Origin of the sequence: Vibrio sp. SCSIO 43135 (assembly GCF_023716665.1) — a bacterium.
Lineage (GTDB): Bacteria > Pseudomonadota > Gammaproteobacteria > Enterobacterales > Vibrionaceae > Vibrio > Vibrio paucivorans.
The window spans coordinates 2,192,990-2,211,895 of record NZ_CP071859.1 but is presented as its reverse complement, the minus strand read 5'-3'; the positions used below and the strand labels follow the sequence as shown (position 1 = coordinate 2,211,895).

The window sequence follows — 18,906 nt, the reverse complement described above, 5'->3', positions numbered from 1 at the left end:
AGTAAACCAAATAGGCAGCTTAGGCTGCCTATTTTTGTTTTGTCGGTTAGAAATCAGTAACAATTCCTATTATACTGCTCGCCCCAATTTCAAGAGTAAAGCGAACATGAGAATTGCCCTAGGTATCGAATATGACGGCACAAAGTATTATGGCTGGCAGCGTCAAAGAGATGTCAAAAGTGTTCAGGAAGAACTGGAGAAATCTTTAAGTATTGTTGCGAACCATCCGGTCGAAGTTCAATGCGCTGGGCGTACGGATGCGGGTGTTCATGGGACAGGGCAAGTTGTCCACTTTGATACCACATCAGTACGAAAAGTGGCAGCGTGGACTATGGGAGTCAATGCAAATATGCCACGTGATATTGCTGTTCGCTGGGCAAAAGAAGTACCTGAAGACTTTCATGCACGATTTACAGCCACAGCAAGGCGCTATCGCTACGTGATATATAATCACGCTTATCGTCCGGGGATCCTGTCATCGGGGGTGAGTCATTATCATGGAGACCTTGATGTCGAAAAAATGCATCAAGCAGGGCAGTACCTTTTAGGTGAGAATGACTTCACGTCCTTTAGAGCCGTTCATTGCCAGTCACGTAGCCCTTGGCGTAATATTATGCACTTAAACGTGAGCCGTCACGGCGATTACGTTGTTATCGATATCAAGGCTAACGCTTTTGTTCACCATATGGTCCGAAATATTACCGGTAGCTTGATCGCCGTAGGGCGAGGAGAACAATCTCCAGAATGGATCAAATGGCTATTGGCTGAAAAAGATAGAAAGCTTGCGGGGGCAACGGCCAAGGCTGAAGGGCTCTATCTTGTTGATGTAGATTACCCAAGTAGTTTTGAATTACCAAGGGTACCAATTGGGCCGCTGTTTTTCCCCGATGAATTAAACTAAGCGGCGAAAATATGCTCTGGTTTCATTAGCTTGTGCGTGAGATATCCATACAGGAAATAGGTACAACCAGTTTTTTGTCTACAGTTGGCATTTTATATGCTTTAATCCATCACGCATAAATTCCGAATTTGTATCTCTCGCAATAAAGCGGGGGAGTAGAGAGAAAGGTCTTCCATGAGTTGGCTTGAAAAGATTTTAGAAAAAAGCAACATCGTAAGTTCACGCAAAGCATCAATCCCTGAAGGTGTTTGGACAAAATGTACCTCTTGTGAGCAGGTGCTATACCACGCGGAACTAGAAAGAAATTTAGAAGTGTGCCCTAAGTGTGATCATCACATGCGCATGAAAGCTCGTCGTCGTCTTGAAACTTTCCTTGACGAAAATAACCGTGAAGAAATCGCAAACGACCTTGAGCCTCAAGATAAGCTAAAGTTCAAAGATTCCAAGAAATACAAAGACCGTATTTCAGCTGCTCAGAAGAGCAGTGGCGAGAAAGACGCATTGATCGTAATGAAAGGTGAACTTCTAGGCATGCCTCTAGTGGCTTGTGCATTTGAGTTTTCTTTCATGGGCGGTTCAATGGGCTCTGTTGTAGGTGCTCGTTTCGTACGTGCAGTCGAAGCTGCAATCGAAAATAACTGTGGTCTTGTGTGTTTCAGCGCAAGTGGCGGTGCTCGTATGCAAGAAGCATTAATGTCTCTAATGCAAATGGCGAAAACCAGTGCTGCTCTTGAGCGTCTATCTAACAAAGGCTTGCCGTTTATCTCAGTGATGACAGATCCGACAATGGGCGGTGTTTCAGCGAGTTTGGCAATGCTAGGTGACGTAAATATTGGTGAACCTAAAGCCCTGATTGGCTTTGCTGGTCGTCGTGTTATTGAGCAAACGGTACGTGAAGATTTGCCTGAAGGTTTTCAGCGCAGTGAATTCTTACTAGAACACGGTGCTATCGATATGATTGTTGACCGTCGTGAGATGCGCCAACGTGTTGGTAGCCTTATTGCCAAAATGACTCGTAAAGAATCGCCAATGGTAGTTTCTGTGAACGATTCACCAAATGAACCTGCATATCAAGTACCAGAAGCAGGCGAAAAAGGGTAAAGTAGACACTAACAACAGACCTTAATTATCGGTTAAAGTTAGATGAGTCAAAACCCTATTCCTCAAGCCACATCTCCTCTTACGATGTGGCTTGATTATTTAACAAACATCCATACTTCGGCAATCGACCTTGGCCTTGAGCGTGTAGACGCGGTCGCTAAGAAAGCCAACCTCACCAAACCCGCTCCAAAAGTCATCACTGTAGCTGGCACCAATGGTAAAGGTTCAACCTGCGCCCTGATGGAAGCTATTCTACTTGATGCTGGATACTCAGTGGGCGTTTATAGCTCTCCGCACCTAATTCGTTACAACGAACGTGTTCGTATCAATGGATATGAGCTCAGTGATGATAAGCATACCCAAGCCTTTGACTATATTGAAAAGCAACGTGGCGATATCAGCCTGAGCTTTTTTGAGTACGCGACACTGGCTGCACTTCGTTTATTTCAAACTGAACAAGTTGAGATAGTTCTGCTCGAAGTTGGACTAGGCGGGCGCTTAGACGCAACTAACGTCGTTGACCATGACGTGTCGGTCATCACTAGTTTAGCGGTCGACCACGTTGATTGGTTAGGTGACGACATAAACGTGATTGGGTTTGAGAAAGCGGGTATCTATCGCCCAGGTAAGCCCGCTATTTGTGGTCAGCCTAAGCCTCCAGCAACCGTTGCTGCGCATGCTGATGACATTGGCTCTGAGTTTCATCAAGTAGGCATTCAATACGAGTACAGCCTTACTGGAGAAGACTCTTGGAAGTGGTCTAGCGGCGCCTTTAGGCTAGATGATTTACCTGTGCCTAGTTTGCCTTTACAAAATGCCGCAACCGCCCTAATGGCGCTGGGATGTGCTGAGCTTGATTTAAGTGATGTCAATATTGTGAATGGCTTAAAGCAAGCCGCATTGCCTGGAAGAATGCAGGTACTAGCGGAAACGCCAACGGTTCTTTTGGACGTTGCACATAACCCTCATTCGGCGCAGTACCTAGTCGAGCAAGTGAATAAGCAATTTTCGGGGCGTAAAGTACATGTCGTCGTAGCGATGCTTCATGATAAAGATATCGAAGCTACGCTTAATGTACTCGCAACTATCTGTGGGGATTGGTATCCAGCCTCTCTCACTGGCCCTAGAGCTGCAACCGCTTCTGAACTTTGCCAGTACATCGATAGCCCTGTTACCTCATACGAATCGCCAGTTGCTGCATTTGAAGCCGCGCTGACATCAGCAAATAGAGAAGATGTGATACTGGTTGTTGGTTCATTTCATACTGTTGGTGAAGTTTTAGAACACTGGCAGAAAAAAGGAGAATAAATGGCAAGTAAGTTCCAAAGCCGATTAGTCGGCACCATTATTTTGGTTGCCATTGGTGTTATCGTCCTTCCTGATCTACTTGATGGAAAGAAGCTTCATTACAAAGAAGAGATCGCGAGTATTCCAATAAAACCCGAACTTGATGGTGAAGTAGAAACGTTTGAAATGCTCGACCCCATTGAAGATCAAGTAGCATTACCTGAGTCCCCCGTTTCTGTGACTGAAGAAGTCTTAGCGGCTCAAGTGGAAACAGCGAACAAAGCCCCTTTACCGGTAGAAGTAAAAACTGTTGCGGAGAAGAATGAATATCAAGACAGCGCTTGGATCATTCAGTTGATGGCATTGAAAAATGCTGACAATGCAGCAAACCTTGTTAAAGATTTACAGAAGCGTGGTTATCAAGCTCATACTAAGCAAGAAAACTCATTTACTCGAGTCATTGTTGGTCCAGATGTATCAAAAAGTAAACTTGAGCGTCAGATAATTGAATTGGAAAAAATAACCGGTTCAAAAGGTCGTTTGCTTAAATTTAAACCACTAAATCCATAAGAAAACGTTTGCGTCGCTATTTTTTCTGTTAAAATGCGCGCCAACTTAAGATGTAAGAACTCATGAATTGGTTAGATTTTGTCATTTTAGGTGTGATCGGGCTATCGGCTTTGATCAGTTTAGTTCGAGGTTTCGCTAAAGAAGCTTTGTCATTAGTTATTTGGTTTGGCGCGTTTTTTATCGCCAGTCAGTATTACGCGAAACTCGCAGTGTACTTCACCAATATCGAAGATGACATGTTCCGCAACGGAACGGCTATTGCGGCACTATTTGTTTCTACCCTTATTGTAGGGGCATTGGTGAATTACGTGATTGGCCAGCTGGTGGAAAAAACGGGGCTGTCTGGAACGGATCGCATCTTAGGCATCGTATTCGGTGCATTAAGAGGTGTTTTGATTGTTTCCGCTGCTCTGTTTTTTATGGATGTCTTTACGACAGCTAATAACTCTGAATGGTTTAAAACCTCAGTGTTAGTGCCTGAATTTAAGCGAATCATCGAACCGTTCTTTGAACATATACAAGCAACATCAAGTTTCTTATCTGGCGCGCTTTAGCGCCAGTCATTGTCGCAATCGAGGGTTAAGACATGTGTGGTATTGTTGGAATCGTGGGTACAACGCCTGTAAACCAGTCAATTTATGACGCGTTAACGGTATTACAGCATCGTGGCCAAGATGCCGCTGGTATTTGTACCATAGAAAGCAATCGTTTTCGTCTGCGTAAGGCGAACGGTTTAGTGAAAGATGTTTTTGAAGCAAAACACATGCAGCGCCTACAGGGCAACGTTGGTATTGGCCATGTTCGTTACCCAACAGCAGGTAGTTCAAGTGCTTCAGAAGCTCAACCATTCTATGTTAACTCTCCTTTTGGTATTACACTCGCTCACAACGGTAACTTAACCAATGCGCACAAAGTGCGTGACAAAATTTGCGAGAAAGACCGTCGTCATATCAATACTACTTCTGACTCAGAAGTATTGCTGAACGTATTAGCTCATGAAATTGACATGGTGAAAGGAAATGTTACTTCTGAAGATGTCTTTCGTGCAGTGACAAATGTTCATCGTACTATTCGTGGCGCGTACGCTGTGGTTGCGATGATCATCGGACATGGCTTGATTGCATTTCGTGACCCAAATGGTATTCGACCACTTTGCTTGGGTAAACGAGAAGTAGAAGGGCGCGTAGAGTACATGGTAGCGTCTGAATCTGTTGCATTGGATGCGGTAGGTTTTGACTTTGTACGTGACGTAGCGCCAGGTGAAGCTATCTATGCGACATTTGACGGTGAACTACACACACAGCAGTGTGCTGACAACCCGACGCTTAACCCTTGTATCTTCGAATTTGTCTACTTTGCTCGACCTGACTCGTTTATCGATAAAATTTCGGTGTACAGTGCTCGAGTAGAAATGGGTAAAAAACTAGGTCAGCGTATTAAAGATGAGTACGCGCACCTCGATATTGATGTGGTTATCCCAATTCCAGAAACGTCGTGCGATATTGCACTTCAAATCGCACAAGCGATCGATAAGCCATACCGCCAAGGTTTTGTTAAGAACCGCTATGTTGGCCGTACCTTTATTATGCCGGGTCAGCAGCAACGCAAGAAATCAGTGCGTCGCAAGCTCAACGCAATTCGCTCTGAATTTAAAGGCAAGAATGTCCTGCTAGTTGATGATTCAATTGTGCGCGGTACAACATCTGAGCAAATCATTGAAATGGCTCGTGACTCAGGTGCGAAACAAGTATTTATGGTATCAGCCGCACCTGAAATTCGTTTCCCTAACGTATACGGTATTGATATGCCGACCGCCAACGAACTTATTGCTCATGGTCGTGATAATGATGCAATCTGTAAGCAAATCGGCGCTGATGAGTTAATCTTCCAAAGCTTGGAAGACCTTGTTGATGCAGTCGGCTTAGGTAATCGTGATATTGCTCAGTTTGAAACGTCTGTATTTAGCGGTGAATACGTTACGGGTGATATTAATCAAGAGTATTTAGATTACCTTGAGTCACTAAGAAGTGACGATGCAAAGATTCAAGCCGAGATTTTGCAAGAGCTCGCAAACATCGACCTTCATAACGAAGGGGCTTAATGCATAAAGAAAGGCTTCCAAATGGAAGCCTTTCTTTTTATGTGTGAACTAACGTTGTAAAAAACGACACTTTGCTACTGGCGAATCATTTTCTTAATGACGGATCTTAGCTGCTTGGCTAAGGACAAATAAGAACGTCGCGCTAATAACGACAGATGGCCCAGCAGGTGTATCTAAATGCCAAGATAATGAAAGGCCACATAAGACACTCACTACGCCAAGCATTGAGGCTATGAGCGCCATCTGTTCTGGTGTTCGAGCAAATCTACGAGCTGTCGCAGCAGGAATGATCAATAGCGATGTCATGATCAACGCGCCCACAAACTTCATGCCAACTGCTATCACCAAGCCAACCATCAGCATTAAGACGAGACGCATCAAGTCAACATTGTGTCCTTCAACTGACGCTAAATCTTCATTAACCGTAGTAGATAGCAGCGGTCGCCAAAAAATAAATAGTGTCGCGGCAACAGCGACGACGCCAGCATAGATAACCAGTAAATCCGAAGGTGAGACAGCGAGTAGATCACCAAACAGATAGCTCATAAGATCGACGCGAACATTATCCAAGAAGCTCACTGCGACTAAGCCTAACGACAATGCGCTATGCGCGAGAATACCAAGCAATGTATCAGTAGCCACGAGCTTCTGCTTTTGCAATGTCACCAACACAACGGCTAAAGACATACTACATATCAGCAGTGCGAAGTAGATATTAATATCGAATAGAAAGCCGAGCGCTAAGCCCATAAGCGATGCATGTGCCAGAGTGTCGCCGAAATAGGCCATTCGTCGCCATACAACAAAAGAGCCCAATGGGCCGGCGATAAGCGCAATGCCTAGGCCTGCAAGTATTGAAGGCAATAAAAACTCAATCATGGGTGTGACCGTGTTGGTGGTTAGCACAGCCTGCTGCGTCCCCTTTTACTGGCTGACCTGCCAAATCGTGGTGGTGATGGCTGTGCTCATGGTGGTAAAAAGCCAAACTTTCGCGCTCAGCGCTGCCGAATAGGGCAATGTACTTTGGGTGTTTCGCAATACTTGCCGGCGCACCTGAACAGCACACATGGTGGTGCAAACAAATGACGTCGTCAGTTTTTGCCATGACTAAATGCAAATCGTGTGAGACCATAAATACAGCACACCCAAATCGATGGCGAATATTATCAATTAATTCGTAGAGGTCAATTTGTCCTTGAACGTCAACTCCTTGAGCAGGTTCATCCAATACAAGTAAGTCTGGTCTTTGTAGCAATGCTCTAGCAAGTAAAACACGTTGGTTTTCACCTCCGGACAATTGATGCATGTTGTTGCGAATCAAATGCTCAGCACCGACGAGTTTGAGTGCATCGAGTAGCTCTTGATCGCTGAAACGACCAGCAAGTTTAAGAAAGCGTTTTACGTCAAGTGGAAGTGAGTCATTGAGCTTTAGCTTTTGGGGCACATAGCCAATCCGCAATTTAGCGGGCTTAGATATGTGACCAGAATGAACACTTTGTAATCCGAGTAAAACTTTGACAAGGGTCGACTTGCCTGCTCCGTTAGGCCCAATAAGGGTCGTGATTTTCCCTTTTTCTAGACTAAGACTGACATTATCAAGAACGTTTTTTTGCCCAAAGCGCACTTGGATATTATGCAGCTCAACTAAAGAAGACATGAATGGAACTCATTTGCAAATAACTAATGTTATAATGTAACATTAGTTCCCAATTAAAGCCACAGCCTCAACTCATAAGCTCATGAAGAAATTACTACCACTACTATTGTTACCGCTAGCCATTGCTCCAACTGTTACGTCGGCAAAAACTGTCTTAACCAGTATTAAACCAATACAAATGATTACCTACGAATTAACCGAAGGAGTATCTGAGCCAGAGGTACTCCTTAGTACTAACACTTCTCCTCACGACTATGCGTTAAAACCGTCAGACGTTAAACGTATTCGACAAGCGGATTTGGTGATTTGGTTTGGACATGATCTTGAGCCGTTTCTTGACAAGGTATTGGAATCTCAGCCGAAAGTTCTAACTTTGAGTGATATCCCAAACCTTAAGCTAAGAGAATACGCGGGTGGGGCACATGCTCATGAAGGCCACGACCATGGTAGCCACGACCCTCATTTCTGGTTAGGTAACGAGACCACGGTACAAGTCGCGCAAGCTATTGCTGCAAAACTTGCGAACATTGATCCAGAAAATAAGGCTACCTACGAAGCGAACCTCGCGGCCTTCTTAGCTGAAATGGCCAAAGTGAAGAAAGACATCGACACCCAATTATTCCCAATAAAAGAGCAAGGGTACTATGTTTTCCATGATGCTTACGGTTACTTTGAGTCTGACTACGGCTTGAACCATCTTGGTTACTTCACGGTCTCTCCTGAGCGAAAACCGGGTGCTAAAACGCTAATTTCCATCCGAACAGCTTTAAAAAATGATGAAGTAAAATGTGTGTTTTCTGAGCCACAGTTTACTCCGGCAGTTATCGAATCTGTTACACGTGGAAGTTCTGTTGATGTGGGTGTTTTAGATCCGATCGGTTCAGAAATCCCAGTACAGTCTGGTAGCTACTTTACGTTCTTAACCTCGATGGCGTCAGATTTCTCCGATTGCCTGAGTAAGTAATCAAGAAAATTCTTTGACCTGAGGGAGATTTTGTAGAACCGGTGCTCTATAACACTTTCATTATCAAGCGATTGATATAGAATTGGGATAATTAGCGCCGCAAAATAATGTACGATAACGATACTTAGTATTTGTACTTCTCCTCAGAATGGGAAGGCAAGTGATGTCGGTTGGCGCGGTGGCTTGATATGCATTGTTGCTAAAAGGACTTGGTTTGCTTTTCCGAACGATTCTCTTGCTGTGCTCGCTTCTGTTTTCAGTCGCGAGCATTGCTGAAGATACGTCTTCTACAGTCTTATACCCGTTACCCACCCAAGCGGAAGGGAAGGTTTTTGCGTCTAAAAACCTCTATTTAGGCGATCAAGGAGGGATCTGGATTCATGATGTCCATGGCCGTTTAGTGTTTTTTGACGGGCAAAATATCCTACCAAGAACCGGTTCTGTGCTCGACAACACTAACGAGCAACTGGCTTTTCTCAATAACGCGTTCTGGTCATTTGTCGACAACGAAATTTATCGTACTTATCCAAACCAAGAGCGCGAGCTCATTTTTAGCTTAACCCCAGGCAGCAGCATCCAAAAAATAGGAAGTTCTGGCCGGTATATTTGGGTTACAGATGACAAATATTTTTATACCTATCAAGTTGATACGAGAGACTTTAAATCGTACTCCTTGATGGAGCTTTATCAATACAATCAGTCGAGCCATGTGACTATCAATGATGCACAGAGAGTGTTGTCTAAATGGGTATTGGCGACCAACTCAGGCGTTTATTTGTCTGATAACTCGACGTTTAGCCATATTGGGCTTTCCAACAAGCACTTCGTAGAGAAACTGTACTTCTCCAAAGCCAGAAGAGAAATATTGGTTGGAACACTGAAAGGGATGATCATTATTGATCTCGCACAGCCAGACAAGCCGATTGAACTTATTGGTAAAGGTCACGTTCTTTCGTTTACAGAAACAGAATCCGAATATTGGGTAGGCACCGAAAGAGGCTTGTTCGTATATTCATTTCTGAGCGGCGAACTGACTGAACTGCAAAGCAATAATGTGAATGACTTTTCGCTCAAAGGGAGAAAGGTCTATTCGCTAATCAATGATGGAGTGGGTGGTGTATGGATTGCTACTGACCGAGGAATTCGATATTACTCACTGTATAGTAAGAAGTTTCAGCGTATTCCCAATCATCTTCTTACTTCAGTTTCGAGCAATGAATCCATCACCAAAATTCTAAAAAATGAGCAGCAAGAAGGGTATTGGTTAGTGAGTAACCGAGCTCTTTATCAAGTTACTTTAGGTCAACGTCCTACCAAAAAGGTTGTTTATAGACGCCAGGTCCATGATTTAGTCATGAGAGACGGCATATTGTGGCTTGCGACGGATATTGGCATTGTCTGCCTAGATGCGTTGACAGGTAAAGTCATTGGTGGACACCTACCTAAAGCAATAAGGACCCAACCGGTAGAACAAATAGAAATCAGTGCTGATGGGGTACTATGGGGAACCAAGGGTGAGCAGCTTTGGTCGTTTGACCCTAAAATCAATGCTTTTAAAGATTATGGTGAAGCGTGGCTTATTGATAAGTATCTACCTGCCAAGGTGACGAAACTGCGTTCAAGCGAAGAGCATGGATTGCTTATCGGCACCGACCATGGCGTTTATCAGCTGAAAGATCGCGAAGTTAGGTTTGTACGCGAAAGCCACAACTTTGGCCAAGTTATCGATATTCTTTCTAGCCGCAGTGGTGTTTGGGTCGCAGGTGCTTATGGTGTTTATCGCTTTGAAAACAATCGGGATGCGATACAAGCGATTGAGCTTAACGAGCAGAACTTGAGCCCACGCTGTTTACTTCATGACGACAGCGGCATTTGGCTTACCTCTTCCACTGGGCTTTCCCATTACAACGAATCCGGTCATCTAAGAAAACACTTTGGCGAGCCGTTTGGTCTTCTGAACAACGAATTTGTTGCCGGCCTGTGTGACCGCTCTTTCGATGGGGCGAACGAACTGATTTTGGGGGTAAGGAAGGGGTTAATTAAAGTAAATGCTGACGAATTGTTAGTGGATCCTCTTCCTGAGCAGCAGACTTTATTTAGCCAAATAAGCGTCAACCATCAGGTACTTTCCACGGGTAATAAGCCTGCTGAGAATATCGTATTGAGCTACGGGGATTCGATCAGTTTTTTGTTGGGAATACTGCCCGAGAGCAATACTCAAAAACTACTGTACCAAGTGGAAGGTGATGACCGTTGGACTGAGCTGGAAGGCCGCCAATTAACGTTAGACCACCTATTGCCCGGGGACTACACCATTAGAGTCAAGCGTGCCTCTTTGGTGAACTTAGATTTTGAAACAATAGAACAAAGTTTTACCGTAAAGGAACCTTGGTATTTAACAAATCTCGCTGTATCTGTCATGGTAATGGTAGTGCTGCTGTTCATTTCAATCGTTATTATTTGGCGATCAAGGATTATTGTTGCCACGAACAAAATGTTAAAGGCGCAGGTAGCGTTGAAAACTAACCAGCTTAGGCATCAAAGTCGCATTTTGCTGACCAATAACCAGCAGCTTCGCAAGCAGCTTGAAATCAGACAGCTCATTTATGATCAGTTTGTTGGTTCGATTCAGTCTAAAATCACTTCTTTGCTCCAGTCTGCCGCAACGAAGAATGGAATGGTAGAGAGCTCTGCGCTTACCCAAGTCTCTAGCGAGCTTAACATTCTTCGTGATGTTAAAAGCGATGGCACGGGAACGAAGCAAATTCATAATCTACCGGTACTAATCCAAACCATTATTGATGGGTGGAGGAATGAGTTTGCTAAAGCAGATATTGAACTTGAATTTTTCTCAGAGCAGGATGATATACATATCGAATTGATGAATTTCAATTTGGATGTAGTGCTTAATACCTTGTTTGATAGTGCTTTGAAGCGCTGTTTCAAGTCTCAGATTGTTAGACTTGAACTGACAAGTAAAGATGGCCGAGCCGTTCTAAAGCTGATTGATGGTGGAAAACCTTTTGGTGAGTCTCCTAGTGTCAATGAAGATGAAGTTAGCTCTGTCAATTTAGCCGAGCTAGTTCAGCTAAATGATGGCAGTTTTAATACTTATATTTCACAAGAGCGCAATCTGATCGAACTCAGTTGGAAGCGTACCGAGTTAGAAACTGACAATCAGCATGAGCCTACTACAGCGCCTTTAGAGGTTCAGCAAAGTACAATTGGACCAGAACAAGAGTGGCTACAGAAAGTCGAAGGGTTAGTCTCTAATCATTATTCTGATCCTGACTTTGGAACGGCGAGTGCTGCTAAGCTTCTATTTATGTCGGAACGCAGTCTTCAGCGTAGATTTAAGTCGGCAACCGAAAAAACGTTCAAAGAGTACCTTAATGAAGTTCGCTTAGAACGCGCATGCCAAAAGCTTCTTAATGGTGAAAAGGTCTCTGATGTTGCTTTTGATTGTGGCTTTAATGATCCATCCTATTTCAGCCAGCGTTTTAAGCATCATTTTGGCGTGCCGCCTACTCAGTTCATTGAAACATACGAGGCAGATTGAACTCTACCTTATGCTAGCGCTTTGTCCTAAAGCGCTTCTCTTATTTACTTGCTCTCCAAAACGGCACGATTATCGCGCTCTTTTTATATTGGGCTTGTTCATACCCGGATATCCTTATGATGTCTGTGCCGCTTTTAGGTACATTGTTTGCGGATGCGACAACGACTCACAGCCCTACACGTAATAGCTCGCTAGAACCTGCTAAACATTCGATGTGCTAGCAACCACTCGTTGTATGGCAAACCTGGCTATTTGTATTTGGTAAGTACAGATTTAAATGGAAACAACGTGAACGCTTCGATAAACGCAGAGAGTAAAGTTCAATTTGGTTGTACAGGGTGTGATTGAGAGATTACTTAGATGGGTGGGGAATAAGAAAAAAAATATCGTGGTATAGCCGGGGGGACTATACCACGGGTGCCAATGACACCTTCGCTTGCTGCCGGAGTGATATAGCATTGCTATATCACCTCTGGAATTCTGTTTTGAGGGGATGACCCTCTCGACGTGATTAACTATAAAATATTGGACTTATTTTACTTATAAAATTAACGACAAATCCCCATAAGAAAAGCGACAGTTTTTGGAAGTTGCCCGTAACCTACTGTTTTGGAATGATAATCACGATATTTGATTGGGTTTAAGTATATGTCCATGCGGAGGTAATTGTCGGGTCTATTGGTTTAATTGACGTTTTTAACGAGCTTTATTTTTACGAAAGCAACGTGTTCATTTATGCAAACTTTGATTTCACACAAATTTAGAAGGGGTATTTATCGATACAATCACAATTGTTAATAAAAATATTTCTCATTACCACTTTTGATTTGAGCAGGGACTTATGAAGTTATCAGAGTTGAACCCAGGAGATGTCGCCGTCGTGCGTTCATTCGACAACTTAGCAAGCGATGTTAGAAAGAAACTCATGGTTATGGGGATTCTACCTAATACTTCAGTAACCTTTATTCGACGAGCTCCGATGGGGGACCCGATGCAATTTGAAGTACGTGGGGTATCGCTGGCTTTACGCGAAGCTATTGCAGCTGCAGTGAACGTGGAGAAGTTAGCATGAACTACACAGTACTGACGGTAGGAAACCCGAACAGCGGAAAAACGACCTTATTCAACGGTCTCACCGGCGCTAAGCAGCAAGTAGGTAACTGGGCAGGTGTAACGGTTGAAAAGAAAACAGGTGCATTTACTCATGCTGGCGATCACTTCTCGTTGACAGACCTGCCTGGTATCTATGCCTTAGACAGTGGCAACGATGCGAACAGTATTGATGAGTCCATTGCTTCTAGAGCGGTTTTAACTCACCCGGCAGATCTTATCGTCAATGTTGTAGATGCTACGTGCCTTGAGCGCTCTCTATATATGACTTTGCAGCTGCGCGAGCTTGGTCGCCCAATGGTTGTGGTGGTCAACAAGATGGATGCGCTGAAACGTGACCGACAAGTATTGGATATCAAAGCACTACAGAAACTGCTCGGTTGCCCAGTCTTTGCCATTTCTGCAAACAAAAAAGCAGAAGTTAACGCTTTCAAAGATCAATTGCATAAGACTATTGTGCAAGGGGTGACGCTTGATGAACTCTCTCTCGACTATGGTGAAGCTTTTGAACGAGCGCTTGAAGTAATTACCCCTTTATTTGCAGGACAAGAATCGTCTGAGCGTGCGTTAGCAATTCGAGCTTTGGAAAATGATCGACTAGTCATCAACGCACTCAAATCAGCTGAAAGAGAATTGGTGTCAAAGCAAATTAATGAACTGGGAATAGATGTCGATCTATTAGTAGCTGATACCAAGTACACGCTGCTACACGAACAGTGTAAAGCAGTTCGTCGCATGGAAGGCAAGCTGACTCACAAATTGTCTGAGAAAATAGACAATGTCATTTTAAACAAGTGGGTTGGTGTTCCTTTCTTTTTTGTTGTCATGTACTTGATGTTTATGTTCGCCATAAACGTCGGTGGCGCGTTTATTGACTTCTTTGACATCAGTTTTGGTGCAGTATTTGTGGATGGCGGGCACTACCTTTTAGATGATCATTTGCCGATTTGGCTATCAACATTAATTGCAGACGGTATTGGTGGTGGTGTTCAAACGGTCGCGACCTTTATCCCTGTGATCGCTTGCTTATATCTATTCCTAGCAGTGCTAGAAAGTTCAGGCTATATGTCTCGTGCGGCATTCGTTCTGGATAAAGTAATGCAAAAAATTGGTTTGCCAGGTAAGGCGTTTGTTCCTTTGGTACTCGGCTTTGGATGTAACGTGCCTTCTATCATGGCAACGCGTACATTGGATCAAGAAAGAGAGCGTAAACTCGCTGCCTCAATGGCGCCGTTTATGTCATGTGGTGCTCGCCTTCCAGTATACGCCCTGTTTGCTGCCGCGTTCTTTCCTGAAAGTGGGCAAAATGTTGTTTTCGCATTGTATGTACTTGGAATCCTAGCTGCGGTTTTCACTGGCCTCATCTTGAAAAGCACGCTTTACCCTGGCTCTAGTGAACACCTGATCATGGAGATGCCTGATTATGAGTTACCTACACTGCAAAACGTGATGATCAAGACTTGGCAGAAACTTAAACGATTTGTACTTGGTGCCGGTAAAACGATTGTTGTGGTCGTAGCAATTTTGAGCTTCTTCAACTCAATCGGGACAGATGGCTCATTTGGCAATGAAGACAGTGAAAACTCAGTATTGTCTAAAGCTGCTCAAGTTGTGACTCCTGTGTTTGAGCCGATTGGTGTAAATGGAGATAACTGGCCAGCGACAGTAGGGATTATTACAGGTATTTTTGCTAAAGAAGCAGTTGTAGGTACGCTAAACAGCCTATATGCACCAAGTGAAAGCGAAGAAGCTGAATTTGACTTAATGGCGAGCTTAGAAGAAGCCGTAATGACGATTCCAGATAATCTAGCGGGTTTAAGCTACTCAGATCCTCTAGGGATAGAAGTTGGTGATTTAACAGATAAGTCTGCTTTCGCTGAAGAGTCTGAAGTGGATGAGTCAATTTTTGGTAACTTAAAAGGGTATTTTGCCTCAGGTAATGCAGCATTTGCTTATCTTATCTTTATCTTGCTATACACTCCTTGTGTAGCCGCAATGGGGGCATATGTTCGTGAGTTTGGACAAATGTATGCGCGTTTTATTGCCGCTTGGACCATGGGGTTAGCGTATGGTTCTGCAACGCTTTACAACCAAGTAACTCACTTCACTGAACATCCTATCTATAGTTCGGTATGCATTGTGACAGTGATTGGTACGGGCTTTGTGGTTCTTCGCATGTTAAAAGTCGCGGGTAAGAAAAATGCGCCTGACTTGGAGGTACAAACGGCATGATCTTAAATGAGCTAAAGCGCTACATTGAACACTCTGGATTTGTTTCGAGAAAAGAGCTAGCGAAGAAATTTTCGCTTAGTGAAGATGGCGTGGATGCAATGCTGTCGGTATGGATTCGTAAAGGTGTTATCTCGAAAATGGTTGATACCAATAAATCCGACCATATTACGAGAATAAGGTATTGTGTGAATCACGCAGGTGCTATTTCGCTTACGGTCAGAATGTAGCCGCCTAGGCTCTTAGCTTAAAAAAGCCGCTGTTTTAACAGCGGCTTTTTGTCGTCTTAATCTTTTGGTGGTTAGAGCTTACGGAATTGAGAGCTCAGTGAAAGTACGTTCTGAATTCGCGTTAGTACTTCGCGTTGTTCTTCTTCAGAGCGGAATACTCCGTTAGTATTTCCCCAAACCGGCCCTGGCCACGCGACGTCATCTGTAAAGCGCGCTATGTGGTGAATGTGCAGTTGAGGCACCATGTTGCCAAGAGCACCTAGGTTTAGCTTATCTGGGCGGAAGGTGGCTTCCAATGCTTGGCTAACGGCTTGAGATTCAATCAAAAACTGCTGCTGCTCTTTCATTGGCAGATGGTGAAGCTCTTTTAGGTTAGTACGTTTAGGTACCAAAATAACCCAAGGGACGGCGTTATCTTTATGCAGCAGAGCAAGGGATAGCGGAAACTCACCAATCACACTGGTATCTTTTGCTAATTGCGGATGCAGTTCAAAACTCATAGTGCTAATCCATTCTATTATTGTGCAGGGTATATATCCCAATAAAACAAAAGGTTGACGCTCTCACGCCAACCCTTCTTTATCGCTCCAGACTCACTTTACATACGCTCTAGCGTATCAATACCAAGTAGAGAAAGGCCTTGTTTAATCGTCTTCGCGGTTAATGCCGCCAGTTTCAAGCGGCTTTGCTTAACGCTTTCGTCCTCAGCGACTAGGATTGGACAAGCTTCGTAGAAGCTAGAGAACTGACCTGCTAGTTCGAATAGGTAGCTACACATGATGTGTGGTTGACCTTCACGAGCAACAGACTGAACTGCTTCTTCGAACTGCATCAGTTTAGCGATAAGTGCTTTCTCTTTTTCATCCGTGATCTTAATTTCGCCTTGCAGTTCGTCCATAGACACGCCTGCTTTAGCGAAAATAGAAGATACACGAGTGAATGCATACTGCATGTAAGGCGCGGTGTTGCCTTCAAAAGCTAGCATATTATCCCAATCGAACACGTAGTCAGTAGTGCGGTGCTTAGATAGATCCGCGTACTTAACCGCTGCCATTGCTACTGTGTTTGCAATCTTAGCTTTCTCTTCCGCATCAAGTGATGAATTCTTAGATTCGATCAACTTAGCTGCACGCTCTTCTGCTTCATCTAGAAGATCCGCTAGGCGAACCGTACCACCTGCACGAGTCTTAAATGGTTTGCCATCTTTACCTAGCATCATGCCGAACGCATGGTGTTCAAGCGAGACTGACTCTGGGATGTACTCAGCTTTGCGAACGATTGTCCAAGCTTGCATTAGGTGTTGATGTTGACGAGAGTCGATGAAGTACAATACGCGGTCTGCGCCAAATTGCTCGTAGCGGTACTTCGCACATGCAATATCAGTGGTTGTGTATAGGAAGCCACCATCACGTTTTTGGATGATAACGCCCATAGGGTCGCCGTCTTTGTTTTTGTATTCATCTAGGAAAACAACTTGTGCGCCATCATCTTCTTGTGCCAGACCTTTTTCTTTAAGATCGGCAACAATACCTGGCAACATGTCGTTGTACATGCTTTCACCCATCACATCATCACGCGTCAGTGATACGTTTAGGCGGTCGTAGTTACGCTGGTTTTGAACCATAGTGACATCGACAAGCTTCTTCCACATTTCTGCGCAGTATTCGTCACCACTTTGAAGTTTTACTACGTAGCCACGTGCTTTTACTGCGAACTCTTCATCTTCGTCGTAAAGCTTCTTAGATTCGCGGTAAAACGCTTCAAGGTCTGATAGCTCCATTGAAACTTCGCCAGACTCTTGTTGTACGCGCTCAAGGTTAGCGATTAGCATGCCGAATTGAGTACCCCAGTCACCAATATGGTTAGCACGAATCACTTTATGGCCAAGGAATTCAAGGGTACGAACAACGGCATCACCGATGATAGTAGAACGTAGGTGGCCCACGTGCATTTCTTTCGCTACGTTAGGCGCAGAGTAATCCGCAACGATAGTCTTTTCAGACTCTTTCGCCACGCCTAGACGTGAGTCTGCAAGTGCAGCATCGGCTTGCTTTGCCAGGAACTCTTCGCTAAGGAAGATGTTGATAAAACCAGGGCCAGCGATTTCAGTTTTGCTTGCAATGCCTTCTAGGTTTAGAACGTCCAATACCTTTTGTGCGAACTCGCGTGGATTTGTACCTAGCTTCTTAGCAACACCCATTACTCCATTTGCTTGGTAATCACCAAACTGTGGCTTTGCAGATTGTCGGACTGCAGCAGGACTTCCTGCTGGTGCGCCGGCGGCTTCAAGAGCCTGAGATACTTTGTCATTAATAAGTGCTTGGATATTCACACGCGTTTCCTTCAATTCTTGGGAATTGTTTATTACTAGGGAAATGTTAGCTATGCATTTTATTCACTCATAGAGCGATATGCATATCTGAATTTTGTTCATAAATTGGCGCACATAATACCAACTTTATCGACATGCTTGTAGGGAGTTAATTGGGAATTTTTCTACTTTTCACCCTAATCTTGTTAGTATTGCGGAAAAATCAATGTTTTGGATTATCAAAAATGCCTCAAGCACTTCTCAACGCTAACCTTATGCCTTCTCAGATGAAGCTTCAACTTGATAGCTTTATGCATAAAATTCAAGCTTTAACCGAACTCTTGCATATTAATCTGACCGATTTTCAAGCCGATCATATTGCTTTGAGAATTAATGATTCTGAGTTGGCGAAACTGGCGCATCAAGAGTGGCAAAAAGAGGGGGAGGTGATATCGCAAGCAACGATTAATGGCCGCCCGATCATTGTGATGGCCTTTGATAAGCCGCTCCATTGGGGAAAGTGGTCGATAGAGTGCTTAGAGCTACCTTACCCAGCGGCTGGAAAAACCTACCCAGAACAGAGCTGGGAGCATGTTGAATTTGTTATTCCGAGCCAAGCTACAACTGCTGAAGAGTTTTCAGCAGAAATTCGCGCTCAGTTTCCTAAACTTGATGCCCATTGGGATCACTTGGCGGATCAGGGCGTTAAAGTGAAACTGTCTAGCCCTAAAGGAGAGGGGGAGCGGCTGAATAACCCAACTGTTGCGTTTAAGTGGCAGGGAATATGTATCAAACTGCATCCTCATAGCTTAAAGCGCATTGTGGAATCAGAACAAGGCTAAAAGTTGACGGTCTAGTTTGATCACTTGAGTTTAGGAAAAGCATA

General features: G+C 44.1%; 16 protein-coding genes. 12 read left to right on the top strand and 4 right to left on the bottom strand.

What is annotated here, in order from left to right:
• The first annotated feature begins 106 nt into the window (after positions 1-106).
• From truA to purF, 6 genes are all read left to right on the top strand, one after another.
• Positions 107-901: a tRNA pseudouridine(38-40) synthase TruA gene (gene truA, locus J4N42_RS09790; protein WP_252027690.1), complete on the top strand. Its 795-nt coding sequence runs from the start codon at positions 107-109 to the stop codon at positions 899-901.
• 174 nt (positions 902-1,075) lie between these two features.
• A complete protein-coding gene (gene accD / locus J4N42_RS09785; RefSeq protein WP_252027689.1) occupies positions 1,076-2,002 on the top strand; it encodes an acetyl-CoA carboxylase, carboxyltransferase subunit beta in 927 nt (308 codons plus the stop codon).
• 42 nt (positions 2,003-2,044) lie between these two features.
• A complete protein-coding gene (folC, locus tag J4N42_RS09780) occupies positions 2,045-3,310 on the top strand; it encodes a bifunctional tetrahydrofolate synthase/dihydrofolate synthase (RefSeq protein WP_252027688.1) in 1,266 nt (421 codons plus the stop codon).
• Positions 3,311-3,859: an SPOR domain-containing protein gene (locus tag J4N42_RS09775; protein ID WP_252027687.1), complete on the top strand. Its 549-nt coding sequence runs from the start codon at positions 3,311-3,313 to the stop codon at positions 3,857-3,859.
• A 62-nt stretch (positions 3,860-3,921) separates the two neighbouring features.
• The gene (locus J4N42_RS09770) at positions 3,922-4,413 is read left to right on the top strand and encodes a CvpA family protein (RefSeq protein ID WP_252027686.1); all 492 of its coding nucleotides are present in this window, start codon (positions 3,922-3,924) and stop codon (positions 4,411-4,413) included.
• A 32-nt stretch (positions 4,414-4,445) separates the two neighbouring features.
• The gene (gene purF / locus J4N42_RS09765; RefSeq protein ID WP_252027685.1) at positions 4,446-5,960 is read left to right on the top strand and encodes an amidophosphoribosyltransferase; all 1,515 of its coding nucleotides are present in this window, start codon (positions 4,446-4,448) and stop codon (positions 5,958-5,960) included.
• A gap of 93 nt (positions 5,961-6,053) precedes the next feature.
• Here purF and znuB read toward each other — a convergent pair whose 3' ends face one another.
• Both znuB and znuC read right to left on the bottom strand, forming a co-directional pair.
• Positions 6,054-6,839 (bottom strand): zinc ABC transporter permease subunit ZnuB, encoded by a 786-nt coding sequence (gene znuB / locus J4N42_RS09760; RefSeq protein WP_252027684.1) that lies wholly within the window; start codon positions 6,837-6,839, stop codon positions 6,054-6,056.
• Entirely contained in the window at positions 6,832-7,617 is a 786-nt protein-coding gene (znuC, locus tag J4N42_RS09755; RefSeq protein ID WP_252027683.1) for a zinc ABC transporter ATP-binding protein ZnuC, read from the bottom strand. Before znuC ends, znuB begins: the two co-directional genes overlap by 8 nt.
• A gap of 82 nt (positions 7,618-7,699) precedes the next feature.
• Between znuC and znuA the strand changes: the two genes are divergently transcribed.
• The 5 genes from znuA (at position 7,700) to J4N42_RS09730 (ending at position 15,709) form a co-directional block, all read left to right on the top strand.
• The gene (znuA, locus tag J4N42_RS09750; RefSeq protein WP_252027682.1) at positions 7,700-8,581 is read left to right on the top strand and encodes a zinc ABC transporter substrate-binding protein ZnuA; all 882 of its coding nucleotides are present in this window, start codon (positions 7,700-7,702) and stop codon (positions 8,579-8,581) included.
• 214 nt (positions 8,582-8,795) lie between these two features.
• Positions 8,796-12,140 carry an AraC family transcriptional regulator gene (locus J4N42_RS09745; protein WP_252027681.1) on the top strand — a complete coding sequence of 1,115 codons (3,345 nt, stop codon included), beginning with the start codon at positions 8,796-8,798 and terminating at the stop codon, positions 12,138-12,140.
• Positions 12,141-12,981: 841 nt separating this feature from the next.
• Positions 12,982-13,212, top strand: a complete 231-nt coding sequence (locus tag J4N42_RS09740) for a FeoA family protein (protein WP_252027680.1) — start codon at positions 12,982-12,984, stop codon at positions 13,210-13,212.
• On the top strand, positions 13,209-15,482 hold the full coding sequence (feoB, locus tag J4N42_RS09735; RefSeq protein WP_252027679.1) for a Fe(2+) transporter permease subunit FeoB: 2,274 nt from the start codon (positions 13,209-13,211) through the stop codon (positions 15,480-15,482). The genes J4N42_RS09740 and feoB overlap by 4 nt, the downstream gene beginning before the upstream one ends.
• Positions 15,479-15,709: a FeoC-like transcriptional regulator gene (locus J4N42_RS09730; RefSeq protein ID WP_252027678.1), complete on the top strand. Its 231-nt coding sequence runs from the start codon at positions 15,479-15,481 to the stop codon at positions 15,707-15,709. The genes feoB and J4N42_RS09730 overlap by 4 nt, the downstream gene beginning before the upstream one ends.
• Positions 15,710-15,780: 71 nt before the next feature.
• Here the strand turns inward: J4N42_RS09730 and J4N42_RS09725 are convergent, their stop codons facing one another.
• Together J4N42_RS09725 and argS are read right to left on the bottom strand one after the other, a co-directional pair.
• Positions 15,781-16,209: an HIT family protein gene (locus tag J4N42_RS09725; RefSeq protein ID WP_252027677.1), complete on the bottom strand. Its 429-nt coding sequence runs from the start codon at positions 16,207-16,209 to the stop codon at positions 15,781-15,783.
• A gap of 98 nt (positions 16,210-16,307) precedes the next feature.
• Positions 16,308-18,041, bottom strand: a complete 1,734-nt coding sequence (gene argS, locus J4N42_RS09720) for an arginine--tRNA ligase (RefSeq protein ID WP_252027676.1) — start codon at positions 18,039-18,041, stop codon at positions 16,308-16,310.
• Between the two features lie 224 nt (positions 18,042-18,265).
• Between argS and J4N42_RS09715 the strand changes: the two genes are divergently transcribed.
• Positions 18,266-18,862, top strand: coding sequence for a VOC family protein (locus tag J4N42_RS09715; RefSeq protein WP_252027675.1), 597 nt, complete (start codon positions 18,266-18,268; stop codon positions 18,860-18,862).
• Positions 18,863-18,906 lie beyond the last annotated feature (44 nt).

Bases quoted from the DNA above. Each gene is read 5' to 3' on its own strand.
- znuC (WP_252027683.1), bottom strand. From the start codon at position 7,617: ATGTCTTCTTTAGTTGAGCTGCATAATATCCAAGTGCGCTTTGGGCAA.
- znuB (WP_252027684.1), bottom strand. From the start codon at position 6,839: ATGATTGAGTTTTTATTGCCTTCAATACTTGCAGGCCTAGGCATTGCG.
- truA (WP_252027690.1), top strand. From the start codon at position 107: ATGAGAATTGCCCTAGGTATCGAATATGACGGCACAAAGTATTATGGC.
- J4N42_RS09740 (WP_252027680.1), top strand. From the start codon at position 12,982: ATGAAGTTATCAGAGTTGAACCCAGGAGATGTCGCCGTCGTGCGTTCA.
- J4N42_RS09775 (WP_252027687.1), top strand. From the start codon at position 3,311: ATGGCAAGTAAGTTCCAAAGCCGATTAGTCGGCACCATTATTTTGGTT.
- J4N42_RS09730 (WP_252027678.1), top strand. From the start codon at position 15,479: ATGATCTTAAATGAGCTAAAGCGCTACATTGAACACTCTGGATTTGTT.
- J4N42_RS09715 (WP_252027675.1), top strand. From the start codon at position 18,266: ATGCCTCAAGCACTTCTCAACGCTAACCTTATGCCTTCTCAGATGAAG.
- znuA (WP_252027682.1), top strand. From the start codon at position 7,700: ATGAAGAAATTACTACCACTACTATTGTTACCGCTAGCCATTGCTCCA.
- J4N42_RS09770 (WP_252027686.1), top strand. From the start codon at position 3,922: ATGAATTGGTTAGATTTTGTCATTTTAGGTGTGATCGGGCTATCGGCT.
- feoB (WP_252027679.1), top strand. From the start codon at position 13,209: ATGAACTACACAGTACTGACGGTAGGAAACCCGAACAGCGGAAAAACG.
- accD (WP_252027689.1), top strand. From the start codon at position 1,076: ATGAGTTGGCTTGAAAAGATTTTAGAAAAAAGCAACATCGTAAGTTCA.
- folC (WP_252027688.1), top strand. From the start codon at position 2,045: ATGAGTCAAAACCCTATTCCTCAAGCCACATCTCCTCTTACGATGTGG.
- purF (WP_252027685.1), top strand. From the start codon at position 4,446: ATGTGTGGTATTGTTGGAATCGTGGGTACAACGCCTGTAAACCAGTCA.
- J4N42_RS09725 (WP_252027677.1), bottom strand. From the start codon at position 16,209: ATGAGTTTTGAACTGCATCCGCAATTAGCAAAAGATACCAGTGTGATT.